The organism is Amycolatopsis sp. cmx-11-32 (assembly GCF_047608695.1).
Lineage (GTDB): Bacteria > Actinomycetota > Actinomycetes > Mycobacteriales > Pseudonocardiaceae > Amycolatopsis.
Map to the genome: position 1 here is coordinate 30,805 of NZ_JADNQN010000020.1, position 14,366 is coordinate 45,170.

13 protein-coding genes are annotated in these 14,366 nt (G+C 67.0%); 6 read left to right on the top strand and 7 right to left on the bottom strand.

Annotated elements, in window-relative coordinates:
* Positions 1–327 precede the first annotated feature (327 nt).
* Entirely contained in the window at positions 328–1,539 is a 1,212-nt protein-coding gene (locus ACM6LR_RS37055; RefSeq protein ID WP_414945456.1) for a hypothetical protein, read from the bottom strand.
* A 417-nt stretch (positions 1,540–1,956) separates the two neighbouring features.
* Here ACM6LR_RS37055 and ACM6LR_RS37060 point away from each other — a divergent pair, with 417 nt between their 5' ends.
* Positions 1,957–4,800 (top strand): ATP-binding protein, encoded by a 2,844-nt coding sequence (locus ACM6LR_RS37060; protein WP_414945457.1) that lies wholly within the window; start codon positions 1,957–1,959, stop codon positions 4,798–4,800.
* A gap of 343 nt (positions 4,801–5,143) precedes the next feature.
* Here ACM6LR_RS37060 and ACM6LR_RS37065 read toward each other — a convergent pair whose 3' ends face one another.
* A complete protein-coding gene (locus ACM6LR_RS37065) occupies positions 5,144–5,503 on the bottom strand; it encodes a helix-turn-helix domain-containing protein (RefSeq protein ID WP_414941872.1) in 360 nt (119 codons plus the stop codon).
* Positions 5,504–5,726: 223 nt separating this feature from the next.
* On the opposite strand from ACM6LR_RS37065, the gene ACM6LR_RS37070 reads away from it, so the two are divergent.
* Both ACM6LR_RS37070 and ACM6LR_RS37075 read left to right on the top strand, forming a co-directional pair.
* Positions 5,727–7,037: a lipase family protein gene (locus ACM6LR_RS37070; RefSeq protein ID WP_414945458.1), complete on the top strand. Its 1,311-nt coding sequence runs from the start codon at positions 5,727–5,729 to the stop codon at positions 7,035–7,037.
* A gap of 235 nt (positions 7,038–7,272) precedes the next feature.
* Positions 7,273–7,929, top strand: coding sequence for a TetR/AcrR family transcriptional regulator (locus ACM6LR_RS37075; protein ID WP_414941870.1), 657 nt, complete (start codon positions 7,273–7,275; stop codon positions 7,927–7,929).
* Here ACM6LR_RS37075 and ACM6LR_RS37080 read toward each other — a convergent pair whose 3' ends face one another.
* The 3 genes from ACM6LR_RS37080 to ACM6LR_RS37090 are packed head-to-tail and all read right to left on the bottom strand — an operon-like array spanning position 7,930 to position 11,167.
* The gene (locus tag ACM6LR_RS37080) at positions 7,930–8,781 is read right to left on the bottom strand and encodes an SDR family NAD(P)-dependent oxidoreductase (RefSeq protein ID WP_414945459.1); all 852 of its coding nucleotides are present in this window, start codon (positions 8,779–8,781) and stop codon (positions 7,930–7,932) included. It abuts the gene before it with no gap.
* Positions 8,778–9,677, bottom strand: coding sequence for an alpha/beta fold hydrolase (locus ACM6LR_RS37085; protein ID WP_414941868.1), 900 nt, complete (start codon positions 9,675–9,677; stop codon positions 8,778–8,780). The genes ACM6LR_RS37080 and ACM6LR_RS37085 overlap by 4 nt, the downstream gene beginning before the upstream one ends.
* Complete coding sequence (locus tag ACM6LR_RS37090; RefSeq protein WP_414941867.1) at positions 9,674–11,167, bottom strand: flavin-containing monooxygenase; 1,494 nt, start codon at positions 11,165–11,167, stop codon at positions 9,674–9,676. Before ACM6LR_RS37090 ends, ACM6LR_RS37085 begins: the two co-directional genes overlap by 4 nt.
* Positions 11,168–11,255: 88 nt before the next feature.
* Here ACM6LR_RS37090 and ACM6LR_RS37095 point away from each other — a divergent pair, with 88 nt between their 5' ends.
* On the top strand, positions 11,256–12,500 hold the full coding sequence (locus ACM6LR_RS37095; protein ID WP_414941866.1) for a PucR family transcriptional regulator: 1,245 nt from the start codon (positions 11,256–11,258) through the stop codon (positions 12,498–12,500).
* Between the two features lie 256 nt (positions 12,501–12,756).
* Here the strand turns inward: ACM6LR_RS37095 and ACM6LR_RS37100 are convergent, their stop codons facing one another.
* Positions 12,757–12,978 carry a hypothetical protein gene (locus ACM6LR_RS37100; protein WP_414941864.1) on the bottom strand — a complete coding sequence of 74 codons (222 nt, stop codon included), beginning with the start codon at positions 12,976–12,978 and terminating at the stop codon, positions 12,757–12,759.
* 157 nt (positions 12,979–13,135) lie between these two features.
* Complete coding sequence (locus tag ACM6LR_RS37105; RefSeq protein WP_414941863.1) at positions 13,136–13,468, bottom strand: effector-associated constant component EACC1; 333 nt, start codon at positions 13,466–13,468, stop codon at positions 13,136–13,138.
* Between the two features lie 264 nt (positions 13,469–13,732).
* Between ACM6LR_RS37105 and ACM6LR_RS37110 the strand changes: the two genes are divergently transcribed.
* Entirely contained in the window at positions 13,733–13,888 is a 156-nt protein-coding gene (locus ACM6LR_RS37110; protein ID WP_414941862.1) for a hypothetical protein, read from the top strand.
* Positions 13,889–14,015: 127 nt separating this feature from the next.
* Positions 14,016–14,270 (top strand): hypothetical protein, encoded by a 255-nt coding sequence (locus ACM6LR_RS37115; RefSeq protein ID WP_414941861.1) that lies wholly within the window; start codon positions 14,016–14,018, stop codon positions 14,268–14,270.
* Positions 14,271–14,366: the final 96 nt, after the last annotated feature.

Below are 14,366 nucleotides of genomic sequence, written 5' to 3' on the forward strand. Positions count from 1 at the left end.
GTGCTCCAGCGCTCCGGCGACCGCCGTGGTTCCGTTGCCACCGCGGTGATTCCCGTCGTGCGGGTGGCGATGACGTAACCGCCGGGATGAGCGGCGACCGCGGAACTCGCACCGGGCCAGCGGCGCAGAGCGCCGCTGGCGACACACTGCGCCTCGTCGGCTGTCTCGCAGTCTTCTCGAAGAAGAACGTCTCCGACGGCAGCCCACCCCTCTGGTACGGCGTCGACCGCGACAATGAGGGCATCGCCAGCAAAATCGTCGATATACAAGCGAATCCTGGCCACGCCGAAGACCAGGCGGTGAACGGAACCCAAGATGGTCATGGCTTCACATCTCGATCGGACGAGGCGCGGGCAGCATCGGGACGACCGGCGGAGCGTCCGGTTCCGGAATTCCCAAAAGCCGATACATCGCCGACCGCAGGATCGCGGCCGCTTCACCCGGTCTGGAACTGATCGCCCGCGCCACGACCGAAGACAGTCGATCCCGGCGGCGAACCGCCTCGGCTTCCTGCTCCGGCAACGACCCCCCGTCCAGAGGCGGAGCGTGCTCCCGGACGAGATCGGCGATACTGCCCTCGCGGAGCCCGCCCCCCGGCTCGGTGGCCAGGGTGACCGGGCGGCCGATCGCGGCGGCGTACGCGGTGGTCGATCCGTGATCACCGATCACCCAGTCCGAAGCGATCATGGTCGCCTGCCAGCCGCGATCCGGCGGGATGAGCAGCAGCCCCGCCTCGACGCAGTCGGACAGCCAGGCCGTCACCTGCCTGCGCCCGTGGACGGTCCACACGTTCGGGTGCAATACCACCGACACCGCGTACCGGGCAGGAGGGAGGGCGTCCAGAACCGCCCGGCACAGACTCGGCACCCGGCCGAAGATCGAGTCGGACGACCAGGTCGAACTGATCGTGACCAGCCGTCGCCGCGGACTCAGCCCCAGTTCCCGCCGGTAATGCTCACGGAACTCCGTCCCCGAGGCCATCCGGTCGAGGCAGATGTCACCGGCGACGACGGCGGCGGGTAATGCTTCCGCGCAGAGGGAACCGAGTGCCGCCCTCTCGTCCTCCGTGGCCAGCGCGAGGACGGCAGGCAGGATCCGGCCCCGATAGGTCAGGAGTTCGCGGTCCAGGCCAGTGGCGGGCAACGACGGCCTTTCGGCCTTTCGGCTGTAGCGATGCGACTTCATCGTCCCCGCGCCGTGCCCGATCAGCAGGATCGGCCCCCGGAGTTGCTCGAGATGGCGATGGCTCGCCGCGAGGACGAGGTCGAACGTGTGCTGGACCGCCTGCTCCCACGGCAGGAGAAGGCCGTGCTGCTCGCGAACGAACTCCTCGACCCCCGGCCAGTGATCGGTCGTGTGCGGAACGGTGAACACCACCTGCACCCGATGGTCCGATTCGAGCAACGGCACGATGTCCAGCAGCCGGGTACCCGCGGTCATCGTCGGGACGACGACGAGCGCCGTCCGGCACCCGGCTCGCGTCACCCGTGCCTCCGCACCCGCCCCGACCGGCCCCCGAATCCACATTTCCCTGCTCACGAACTTCCCCTTTCGTCGGTGAACGTGGGAAGGAGAGTGGCCCCGTCCCCTGACACCGACCTTTCGCCCGGCGGTTGAAACTCCTGACAAACGATCACCGATCGTCCGGTCCACACAGGTCACCCTGGTTCGAAACGGAAAAGAATGTGAAACTGGAGAGCGAGGCGAGGGGCGGCAGCACGCACTGCCGATGGGAAGGGGGCCTCCATGGAAGTTGCCTTCGGAGTTCTCGGGCAGACTACGGTGCGAATGCACGGGAATATGGCCGCGAATTGGGGACGGCCGCGCGAACAGGGGATACTCGCGGCACTCCTCACCCGACCAGGCCGTCGCCTTTCGATAGAAAACGTAGTCGAATGGGTTTGGGACGAACAAGAACAACGTCCACGCGACCCTCGATCTACGATGTACCAATACGTGACACGCCTTCGTCACCTTTTCCGGGAAGTGCACGCACCGGCGGCACTGGTCACCGCGAACGGCAGGTACACCCTCGACGTCGATCCCTCACTGATCGACTACGTGGCCTTCCGTACGACGATGGCGAACGCCAGAGCGCTCGGCGACAGCGGGAAACTTCGACGTGCGTGCGAAACCGCGGCCGCGGCGGTGGCACTGTGGCGAGAGCATCCGCTGGCCGATCTCACGACGCGCCCTGCCGAGGACTGGCGTACGTCGTTCATCCAGACGGACTGGATTCCCGCGAACGCCTTCCTGCTCGACAAACTGATCGCCACCGAACAATCGATCGCCGCCCTGCACCGTCTCGAGGACCTCGATCACGACCATCCGGAAGAACTCGGCTTCGCCAAACTTCGAATCAAGGCACTGAACTCGACTGGCCGTCGCGGGGAAATCCCGGCGTTCTACTTGAGGAAGTATCGAGCGTTCCGCGCCGAGGGCGACGAACAGGCCGCGGATGAACTCCGTGATTTCCACGAAGCGCTCAGGCCCCCGATTCCAAAATCCATTCATATCAACGCCGGAAACGCTGACAGAAAACCGGAGCAAGTCGAGGAAAGCGTCGTCCCACTACGGCGACTGCCGCGTGATATCGACCGCTTCGTGGGCCGCGAGGACATCCTGTCGAATCTCGACTCCTTGGCCATCGGCGCGACGGGCGAACCACTGGCGACGATCGTCTGCGTGACCGGCCCGCCCGGGGTCGGCAAGACGACGACCATCGGGCACTGGGCCCACCGCGCCGCCGACCGTTTCGCCAACGGCGCGATCATGATCGACCTGCACGGGTTCAGCCGGACTCCGCGCCTGGAAGCCACCGACGTCGTGGATATCCTGCTTTCGGCGGTGTTCGACTTCGCCGTCGACCGAATCGTCAGCCCGGCAGGGCGAATGGCGAAGCTCACCACACTCCTTTCCCTGCGACCCGCACTCGTCGTACTGGACAATGTGGAGAACTTCGGCCACGTCCAACCGCTGCTGGACACGCTGACCTCGTGCACGGTGATCCTTACCTCCCGACGGCGTCTGACCCCACTGACGGCCCTGCACAACGTCCCGTCGATCTCACTCGAACCGTTGTCGCCTGCCGAGTCGTGCGAACTGCTGTCGCACCGCATGCGAGAACGCGGGCAGCACGAACCCGAAGTCCTCGAGGCGCTCGCGCGGTTGTGCGACGGCATCCCGCTCGCCTTGAGCATCGTGGCCGACCGTGCGGCGACCCGCGGCGGACTGCGCCTGCACACACTGGCTGATCAGCTGAAGGACGCGGAGACCCTCCTGACGATCGGCGACGACGGGGACGGTGCCGGAATCCACCTGCAGTCCGCGTACTCGTGGTCCTACAACGCGCTCGAGGAGGCCGAGCAGCGCATGTTCCGCCTTCTCGGCCTGCACCCCGGCACGGAGATGAGTCCGGCGGCGCTCGCCTCGGCGGGAGCGATCAGCGTCGCCGCCGCGCGAAGGTCACTCGACGCGCTTTTCTCCGCGCACCTGATCCAGCATCCCGGCGATCTCGACCGCTATCGCATGCACGACATCCTCCACCGGTACGCGGCGACCCTCGCCGACCGCGAAAGTGACGGGGACGGCCCTCGGCGGCGATTGCTGTCGTTCTACCTGCACACTGCCTTCAACGCCCATATGACAGTCTATCCCCATAAACCTCGTCCACCGATGCCTCCTGTCGAGCCCGGCGCGATGCCGTTGGACTTCGAATCACCGGCCGCCGCCCGCCAGTGGTGCTTGAACGCGAGGAGCAACCTCAACGCGCTGGTGGAGGACTCTCACGTCCATGGACTCCACGAGTACGCCTGGCGGATCCCCCATGTCACCAGCGATATCTACGACAGGTACGGATTCTACGACGACATCGTGAACGGGCTGACGATCGCCGCCCGGTCGGCTTCGGCCACCGGGGATCCGGTCGCCGAAGCGAGCACGCTCAACGACCTCGGTCAGGTCCACATGCTCCTCGGGAATGACCGGACGGCGGATCGCTATCTCAAGATGGCGTATGACCTCGTACTCCAACAGGGCGACGATTTCGGCAGGCTCACCGTCCTCCTCAACATGGCCAGGCGCCACCACCACGCCGGCCGCAAGGACGAGGCGATCACCCGATATCGCGATTGCCTCAAACTGGCACACGTCGTACGTGATTCGGGCCACCTCGGTACCGCGGAACATCGACTGGGAAACGCCCTCGAAGTCGCGGGAGAGCACAATACCGCCGTCGAACACTATCGACGTGCGCTGGGACATCGCCGGGAAACCGGCGACACTTCCGGGCAGATGGCCGTCCACACGGCTTTGGCGGGCGTGCTGACCCACCTGAACCGGTACGACGAGGCCACGCTGCACGGCAACAAGGCCTTGCTGCTGGCCGACGAGATCCACCATCTACCGGCGACCATGAAGCTGTACACGGTGCTCGCCTCTCTCGCGCACGCGCAACTCAAGGACCGCGAGGCACTCCAGTACGCGGATCACGCCGTCGATCTCGCCGAACGCACCCACCACGCGACGGGTCAGGCTCGGGCGCTCGCCACCCTGGGACGCATCCTCGCCGAGCGAGGGAACTCTCCGGATGCACGGGAGGTTCTCGACCGCGCGGCAGGTCTCTACCGCGATCGGGGGCGGCATGTGAAGGCGGCCGAACTGGAGCAGCGGATCGCCGAACTAGGCAAGAAAGTGGCTGGGCTCCCTGGCACGATTCCAGCGACACGGAAAGGCGACGAGGACACGGTCGCGATGCTGCCGCCGGCCCGCCGGGCAGGCAAGAAGTACACAGATCGGTGAATTCGCCCGTTCGCGGTGAGGTAGCGAGCGCCCGTCTTTCGGTTGATAGCCGCAGCTAGCGCGTGCGATGACGCAACTTTCAGTAGAGCGCCTCCTGTCAAGACTCCACAGTTGATGCTTGCGTAAGACAACTCGGCGGCCCTACGCTGCTCAGGCATATCCGAGTTGATCGACTCGGATGGCGTGCCTCCCGAACCCCCGAAAAGGATTGCACTTGAACAAGTTCCTGCGTTCCATGCCTGCGATGACCATGTTGCTCGCGACCGCCTCCGTGCTGGTGTTCAACGACTGGTGGCGCACATATTGAGGCGACACAGGCCGGTGGTGAACACGGATAGTGACACTAGGGGCGACCGCTACCTTTCGAGCCACCTCCCTTGGGTCTGAGCCGCACCCCGTTCTGCAGCAGCATCCGCCGGGCGACCCCGAAGCTCAGCCCGAATCTCTTCGCCACATCGTGAATGTTCGCTCCGCCGAGGTATGCCTCGACGAGGCCCGGTGGGGCCGGCGGCGTCGTCGGCCCCACTTGTCGCAGCTCTACTCCAGCCGTTATGAGTAAGGCGCGCACCTTGTAGTAGGTCATCCCGAAGCGGGCGGCGAGTTCCGTGATCGTGGCGCCGCCTTCGTACGCTCGCACCAACTCGGCGTCGACCTCAAGTTCACGACCCTCTCCACGGGCGTCGGAATCGCCCGGGTCCGTCATCTCAAGGCCACCACCCCGCTCTTGGTACGACCCGTCCCCCACCACAGTCGCGCGCCTACCCTCGCAAATCCAGCACCCGTACAGGTTCTCTTCGCTCGAGCATTGCCAAAACAGACATCAAGGTCGCGTCAATAATCATGTACGCGTCTGTACATCACCGGTTACCGGCTGGTAGGTTCCGGACATCCAAAACGTGATCCACTTCATGATTCAAAGAGGAGTCATGATCAGAAAGCCCGCTCGTCTGCTGGCCCTCGTGCTCGCGCTCATCTTGACTTTCGCCGCCGCGCCCGCCGCCACAGCCGCCCCCAGGACAGATCCCTTCTACAGCTATGACGGCAGCGAACCGCTGTCGTCATACAGCCCCGGAACCGTACTGAAAACCCGGACGCTGAATTACCACGTCATCGGTATTTCCACGCCGCTCAAGGTGACCCAGCTGCTCTACCGGACCACCGACGCGCTCGGAAAGCCGTCCGCCAACGTCACCTCCGTGGTACGCAGCCTCACCGGTGACAGCACCAAAGCCGTTTCGTACCAGTCGTTCTACGATTCGCTCAACCCCGAGCACGGCCCGTCACGGGCGATCGCCGGTGACGTCTCGCTCGGTGGCCTGATCGCGAACGCGGAGTCTCTCCTCATCGCTCCTTCCCTGTTGCAGGGCTACAACGTCGTCATCCCCGACACCGAAGGCCAGGACGCGAACTTCGCGGCGGGGCCGGAATACGGGACGAACACGCTGGACTCGATCCGCGCCGCGACACGGGCACCGGAGACGGGAATGAACGACAAGACCCGGTTCGGGCTCCTCGGCTATTCGGGTGGTGCCATCGCGACCGGCTGGGCCGCCGCGCTCGCGCCCGATTACGCGCTCGACGTCAACAAGAACCTCGTCGGATTCACCGAAGGCGGCGTGCTCGTCAAGCCGTCGCACAATCTCGAATACGTCAACGGAAGCCTCGCGTGGACGGGGGTCATCCCGATGGCTCTCATCGGCGTCACCCGGTCCTTCGACATCGATCTCACGCCGTACGCGAATTCCTACGGCCGCCAGGTGCTCAAGGACATGGAAAAGGCGTCGATCGTCGACGCGCTCGGCCGTTATCCCGGGCTGACGTGGGAAAAGTTAGTCAAGCCCGAATACATCAACCCGAACACGGTGCTCCCGTACATCGAGGCCGTGAACAAGGTCAATCTCGGTTCGGCGCCGACGCCCACCATCCCCGGTTTCATCGCGCAAGGGAACAACGGCGTCGTGGAAGGCACTTTCGGCAACCCGCCGGGTATCGGCACCGGTGACGGCGTGATGGTCGCGGGTGACGTGCGCTCCCTGGCACGGCAGTACTGCGACACCGGCAACAAGTCGATCAGGTACGACCAGTACAACACGCTGAGCCACGTCGGGGCGGCCGTCGCCTGGGCGCCGCAGGCCATCCTCTGGCTCAACGACCGGTTCGCGGGCAAGTCCGCGCCGTCCACCTGCGGGAAGATCGCACCCGGCAACTCACTGGCGCCGGAGGTGCCGGTCGGCTGACCGCGCTCGCCCACTGACTGTGCCCGGCCGTGCCCCACGGTCGGGCACAGTTGTGAGTGCGGCTGGCGTGACTCGCCCCCACCCCGAGTGTCGCGAAAGCCACTTTCGCGACGTCTGATGTCCTGAAAGTGGCTTTCGCGACACGGCCACCGGGGTAGGCGCGACGAGACCCACTGCGGTGAGTACCACTCACGAGACCATTGTCTGCACCACCTGAAGCGGTACCGTGCCGCACGTGACCGAGCAAGCCCGCGCCACCCGCAAACTGCCGAAGGGGCCGCACAACCTCAGCCGTGACGAGGTCGCAGGCACCCAGCGCGCGAGGCTGATCGAGGCTGTCCTGGAGAACACCGGCGAACGCGGTTACGTCGCCACCACCATCGGCCACATCACCGCCACCGCGGGCGTTTCGCGCACGTCGTTCTACGAGCAGTTCGCCGACAAGCAGGACGCGTTCCTCGCCGCTTATCGCGAGATCACCACCGAGTTCATCGAGCAGGGTGTCGCGGCGGGCGCCGAAGCCGCGACTCCGCTGGACGCCGTGGCCGCCTGCTGCGATTTCCTCGTCGACTACGTGCATCGCCGCCCGACGGCCGTCCGCGCCGTCTTGCTGGAGATCTACGCGCTCGGCGACGCGGGCCTCGAAGCGCGGGAGAGAACCTTGCGCGCGGGGGAGACCGTCTTCGACCGGACGGCGAAATGGATGCGTGCCACCGATCCCGCGCTGCCGTCACCGCCGCCGTTCACCGCGCGGACGGTCGTCGCCGCCACGATCGAACTGATCACGCAAGCCATTTGGAACGGCACCGAGGACGCGTACGGTCAAGCACGCGAAGCCGTCCGCTACACCTGGCTGCTCGGCTTGTTCGGGCACCGGAGCGTCGACGCCTGATCACCGGCGGGCGAACCGCCGCCGTTCGAAGTCGACGATCAGCTTCGGGTAGAGGCGCGGGAGCAGCCGGACGAGCTTGTCTACCAGTTTCGCGTCGTTTCCGACGAGCACACGCGGCTTCCCGGCTTCGACCCCGTCGACGATGATGCGGGCGGCCTGGTCAGCGGGCATCTTCAGCAGCTTTTCGTTGTACAGCCGGACACGTTCCACCTGCTCGGCGGTCGGCTCGATTCCGCGGGCCTGGGCTTCCTTCAACGCCGACGAGGCGATGCCGGTCTTGACCCCGCCGGGGTGGACGACCGTCACCCGCACCGGATGCCCGCCCGCGATCATCTCGGTGCGCAGTGCCTCGGTGAACCCGCGGACGCCGAACTTGCTGGCGCAGTAGGCGCTGAGCGTCGGTTGGGCCATGAAGCCGTTGAGACTGGAGATGTTGACGACCTGGCCCTCACCGGAGTCGATCAAATGCGGCAGGAAGGCCTTGGTGCCGTTGATGACGCCGAAGAGGTTGACCGCGAGCGTCCGGTCGTAGAGCTCCCACTCGGCGTCGAGGACGGTCTGCCCGCCACCGGCGACCCCGGCGTTGTTGTAGATCTGGTGCACCACACCGAACCGCCCGGCGACCGTGGCCGCGTACTCCTGGACGGCCACGCGGTCGCTCACGTCCAGCGCGGCGCCCCGCACCTCCATGCCGAGGGCCTTGACCTCGGCGACGGTCTCGGCAAGACCGGTTTCGTCCACATCGGACACTGCGAGACGTGCTCCGCGCCTGCCCAGTTCGAGGGCCAGCTGACGGCCGATGCCGGAACCGGCGCCGGTGACGACGGCGACCTTGCCGCGAACGCTGCTCATCGCTGCTCTCCCGTGGGGTCCAGCGCCAGTCCGGCGGTGAGTTCGACGAGCCGGTCGACGAGGTCCGGCGCGATGTGGTGGCCCATACCGGGGATTTCGACGTAGCGGGCGCCGTTCACGGCTTTCGCGGTGGCCCGTCCGCCGGTGTGGTGGACCATGCGGTCGGTGTCGCCGTGGACCACGATCGTCGGGCACGTGACACGGCCGAGTTCGGCGGTGCGATCGCCGCTGGCCTGGATCGCGCCGATCTGGCGGGCGATGCCGCTGCGTGCCCGCCTCCCGCCCGCCCGTTCCCACAGTCCGGTCGCCCAGGCCGTTTCGACGTCTTTGTCCAGCGGGAAGGTGGCCGAGCCGAGGTGGCCCATCATCGCCAGATGCCCGGTCACGGACTCTTCGACCGTCTGGGCGGGCCGCCTCGCCATACGCAGCAACGTCGACCGCGCCGGCCGCCCGACCCGGCGGTGGCCGGTGGTGGAGAAGATCGACGTCAGCGACAGGACGCGGCCGGGGTTGCGGGCGGCGACGGTCTGGGCGATCATGCCGCCCATCGACATGCCGACCAGATGCGCTCCCCCGACGCCGAGGTGGTCCAGCAGGCCGACGGTGTCCGCCGCCATGTCCCCCAGGTCGTAAGCATCCGGCAGGGGCCGTGCCAGCAGTTGCCGGAGTTTGCCGGGATTCGGCGCCTTGATGCGGTCGGAGCAGCCCGCGTCCCGGTTGTCGAACCGGATGACGCGGAAACCACGGCGGGTGAACCCGTCGATCATTTCCCGCGGCCACGACGTGAGGTCGAGGCCCAGCCCGGCGATCAGCATCACGGGCGTGCCGTCGGCGGGTCCGTCCTCGCGGTAGCAGAGCCGCGGGCCGCCGGGAAGGTCGGCGAAGTGGTCGGTCACGAGCTCACCGGTTCCCGGACCTCGGCGCGGGAGAAGTGCAGTTCGGGGTCGGTGATGTCGTCCGCGCGCAGCAACTTGATGTCGGAGTGGTAGCTCATCGAGGTCAGCCACGGCATGCGGTCGCCTTGGCGCGGCAGCTGGTCGAGAGCACGCTGGACATACCCGGCGGCGAAGTCCAGGAAAGGTCTCGTCGGCATGTCCGGATCGGCGAGGACGGGACGGCAGACGTCGTAGCCCTGGGCGTCCATATGGGCGAGCAGGCGGCAGAAGTGCTCGCACAGCAGGCCGATCTTGAGCGTCCACGACGAGTTCGTATAGCCGATCGCGAAAGCCGCGTTCGGCACGTCCGAAAGCATCATTCCCTTGTACGCGACGGTTTCCGGCATGACGACCGGCTTGCCGTCGACGCTGAAGGTCGCCCCGCCGAACACCTGGAGGTTCAGGCCGGTGGCGGTGACGATGATATCCGCCTCCAGCTCACGGCCCGATTCGAGCAGGACACCCTTCTCGGTGAAGGTCGAGATCTTGTCGGTGACGACATCGGCCTTGCCCCTGCGGATGGCGGCGAACAAGTCGCCTCCCGGAACCGCGCACAGCCGCTGGTCCCACGGGTCGTACGGCGGGTTGAAGTGCTCGTCGACCGGATAGCCCTTGGGAAGCTGCTTCTTGTTGACATAGCGGATGAGCGAACGGGCGGTCTTGGGGAACTTCTGGCAGAACTGCCAGACCGCGAGTCCCTTGCGGATGTTCTTGCGGCGCGTGAGCGAGTAGGCCCGCTCGTCGCCGAGGAGCTTGCGCAGGCCGTTGGCGATCTTGTCCTCGCGCGGCACCGGCATCACGTAGGTCGGGGTGCGCTGCAGCATCGTCACGTGCGCCGCGGTCCCCGCCATCGCCGGGATCAGGGTGACCGCCGTGGCGCCGCTGCCGATCACGACGACCCGCTTGCCCGCGTAGTCGAGGCCTTCCGGCCAGTGCTGCGGATGCACGATCGTGCCGGTGAAGCGGTCACGGCCCGCGAAGTCCGGGGTGAAGCCCTCGTCGTAGCGGTAGTAGCCGCCGGCGTTGAACACCCAGCCCGCGCTCAGCTGGGTGCGCTCACCGGTGTCGGTCCGCTCGATCTCGAGCAGCCAGCGCCCCTCGTCGCTCGACCAGGCCGCCGAGAGCAGCTTGTGGTGGTAGCGGATGCTGGGTTCGAGGCCGTTCTCGGTGACCGTTTCGCGCAGATACGACAGGATGCGGGGCGCGTCGGCGATGGACTGCTTGTCCCGCCACGGCTTGAACTCGTACCCGAAGGTGTGGAGGTCGGAGTCCGAGCGGATGCCGGGATAGCGGAACAGGTCCCAGGTGCCGCCGGACGCGCCGCGGGCCTCCAGGATGGCGAACTTCTTGCCGGGGAGCCCGGTCGTCAGGTAGCGCGCGGCCCCGATCCCGGAAATTCCGGCACCGATGATGACCACGTCGAGGTGCTCGACGGGTGTGCTCGTCGTCATGCGGTACTCCAGCCTCGTCTCGGATACCCCACGATGCGGGTCCACCGAGGGATTGCGCTAGCACTATCTGCACCATCATCATGGGCCCATGGTGCAAAGTGCCGCAACGCCGTGGCCGACCCTGTCGCCGGAGGCGCGCGCTCTCTTCCGGCGCGGCGCGGAGATCGTCCTGCATCCGCGCGCCGAGTGGATCGAAGAACTGCACGAGGCCTCGCTCGGCGGGGGCAGCATGCGCGCCGTCGCCGAGGACCCCGTGCTCACCGAGGGGACCAAACGCGCGAATCTGGCGAATCTGCTGCACTGGGCGGCCGCCAACGTGCAACATCCCGGCAAGCGGGTCTTGGCCAACCTCAGCCAGGAAGTGCTGGACGGCGCGCGCGACATGGTGCGCCGGGGCTTCGATTCCGGCGGCCTCGACGCCTACCGGCGGGCGCAGGGCGTGGCCTGGCGCCGGTGGATCGAGATCTGTTTCGATCTCACCGCCGATCCCGTCCTGCTCCGCGAACTGCTGGACGTCTCGTCGCTGTCCATCACCACGTTCATCGAGGACACCGTGGCGGCGGTGTCCGAGCGGATGGCCGCCGAACGCACCGAGCTGACCCGTGGCGCCCACGCCGAACGCCGCGCCGCGGTCACGCTGCTGCTCGAAGGTGCGCCCATCAGCCGCTCGCGGGCCGAAGCCCAGCTTGGCTACCCGCTCGCCGGTCCGCATACGGCAGCGATCGTGTGGAGCGGGTCGGCCACGCCGTCGTCCCAGCAGCTCGAAAGCGCCGCGGAAACGCTCATGCGGGCGAGTGGCGCCTCACACCGGCTGACCGTCGTCGCCAGCGCAGCCGCCCTGTGGGTCTGGCTGCCCGGCCGGACCCCGCCGCGGGCCGACCGGCTCGCCGAAGACCTCGCGCCACATCCCGACGTCCGGGTGGCGCTGGGGCGACCCGGCAGTGGCATCGACGGCTTCCGCCGCAGCCATCTGGACGCCGCCGCCACCCAGCGGATGCTCGCCCGGCTCACCTCACCGCAGCAGATCGCGCGGTACCAGGACATCCAGCTGCTCGCACTGCTCACCGTCGACCCGGCGCAAGCCGACGAATTCGTCGCCGACACCCTCGGTGAACTGCGGCACGCGGACGCCGAGACCCGGGAGACCGTCCGGGCTTACGTGCGCGAACTGGGCAACACCACGCGCACCGCGGAACGGCTCTACACCCACCGGAACACCGTCGTCCGGCGGCTGGCGCGCGCCGACGAACTGCTCCCCCGGCCGTTGGCGGAGAACGCGGTGAACGTGGCCGTCGCGCTGGAGACGCTGCGGTGGCTGGGAAATGGCGCGTGACGCACCGTGTCAGAACTGCTCGTTGGAGGACGAGGAGAGCCGGAAGCCGTGCCCGTACGGGAGGGCCGGGCCTTGTCGCCAGCCGCCGGCATAGACGTCACCAGGTCGACCTTCGAGGCGGCCATCCGCGCCCACGGCGGTGCCCCAGCCAGGCAGGTCGGCGGATCACCGTGGCCCACCAGATGATCGGTGATCCAGCCGACCGCGTCGGTGATCCAGCCCAGCGCGAACGGCGACAGGCTGGCCCGTTCCGCCGTCACCGGCTTCCCCGGATCACCGACTTCGACCGGATATCAACCTGTTTCGGCGTCGTGGTGCAGCACGACGGGTAGCGCGCCCGGTGGACCACCGGCGGGGACGCCAGAACGAAGCCCGGCCGCTCGGGCGGCGGGACAGCGGTGGACACCACCGACAACATCGCCGGGTGATTCACCGCTCCCTCCGGGACGCTGACCTCGAGATGTCGCGCGGTGTCCACGGTCGCCCCGTTCGTCGGCGAGACCGGTTTCCGCCGGTCGCCGCGAAGACCAGCGCCACCACTGCCACCGCGAAACGCTTCACCGGCACCTAATCTCCTTCGCCGTAGGAGTCGCGATCACCAGGGAATGCGTTACGGCGCCGGAACTTCCGATCGGTCACTCGACGTCCTCCGGACCGGCCAGCGGAAGGTCCAGGTTCCGGAGCATGGCGTGTTGCTCGGCCGTCGGCTCACCTTCGATCGCGATGGTGAACGGGGGTGTTTCCTTGCGGTAGTGGAGAAAATTGCCCCACGCGATGCCGAGATTGGCCAGCCCGGTCAGCGAGCCGATGGACATGCGGATGACCTCGAAGGCCCCTATATGATCCGAATCCACCGACCCCGCCGAGCTGATCGTCGCGGAGCGGAGCACGTCGGCGTCCTCACGAAGCCAGTCGTAGAACTCTTTCAGCCCTTGTTCGTCGCCGGCGGCGTTGATCGTCAGCTCCACGGGACCTCCACTCGAAAGTGACTTCCGTAGACATCGCGGCCTGGGCTCAGGGCGTAACAAGAATCCCGCCCCGAGACCTGACCGGTGGTTCCCGTTGACCGGCCGGTGATGAAACCCGGACCACGAAAGACATCCCGAGTGCGGAAAATGCTGTTCTCGCTGAGCCATCTCGTCCTTTCCCTGAGCCTGACAGCGATTCCCGTACCGGCGGCGAAACCGGTGGCAGGCGACTCGATCTGACTCGACCGGTCATGGGACGGCGACATGACTTGGGAAGGCCTGCTGGGCAAGGCGAGCATTCCCGGCACCTGGACCGATCCCGGCAAGCACCGGCGCGGCTTGATCCGCGCGTGCGGAGACGCCGCCTGGGTCACTTGTACGGAATGGATTCACCCGAAGGTCTGCGACGGCACGAATTAGGCGGACGGCGACTGGCCGACGCGGCGGTGACCGGCCCGGTCCTGACCAGAAGTGGTGCACTCACCGAATCCCGCGATACCGGCAGAACTCCAGTGACGACAACCAAAAGCAGTTCAAGGGCATCTTCATGCGCTTCCTCGCCGAGCTGGCGAGTACGACGAATTCGGCCGTGTACCAGGACTTCGCGCGGCGGCAGGCCGACTCGCTCTGGGTGTCCGATCGCGACCCGCTGAACCGGATCGGACGGCGCTGGGCGGGCGGGACGCCGAACCAGGCCGACTGGCGGACGCGGGCTCGGAGCGCTTACCGCGGCTTCGTGAGTGCTCGCGGGGTCACCCGTGCGGCCTTCAGGACAGCTCGGGCAGCGGTTGGCTACGAGTGACGATTCAGCTGGCCGGGGCAGCTCAGAGCCGGACGGCGTATGTCCCCAGCGGCACCGCCGGGCCGATGTCCCCAATGCGGCATCGGGGACACTGAG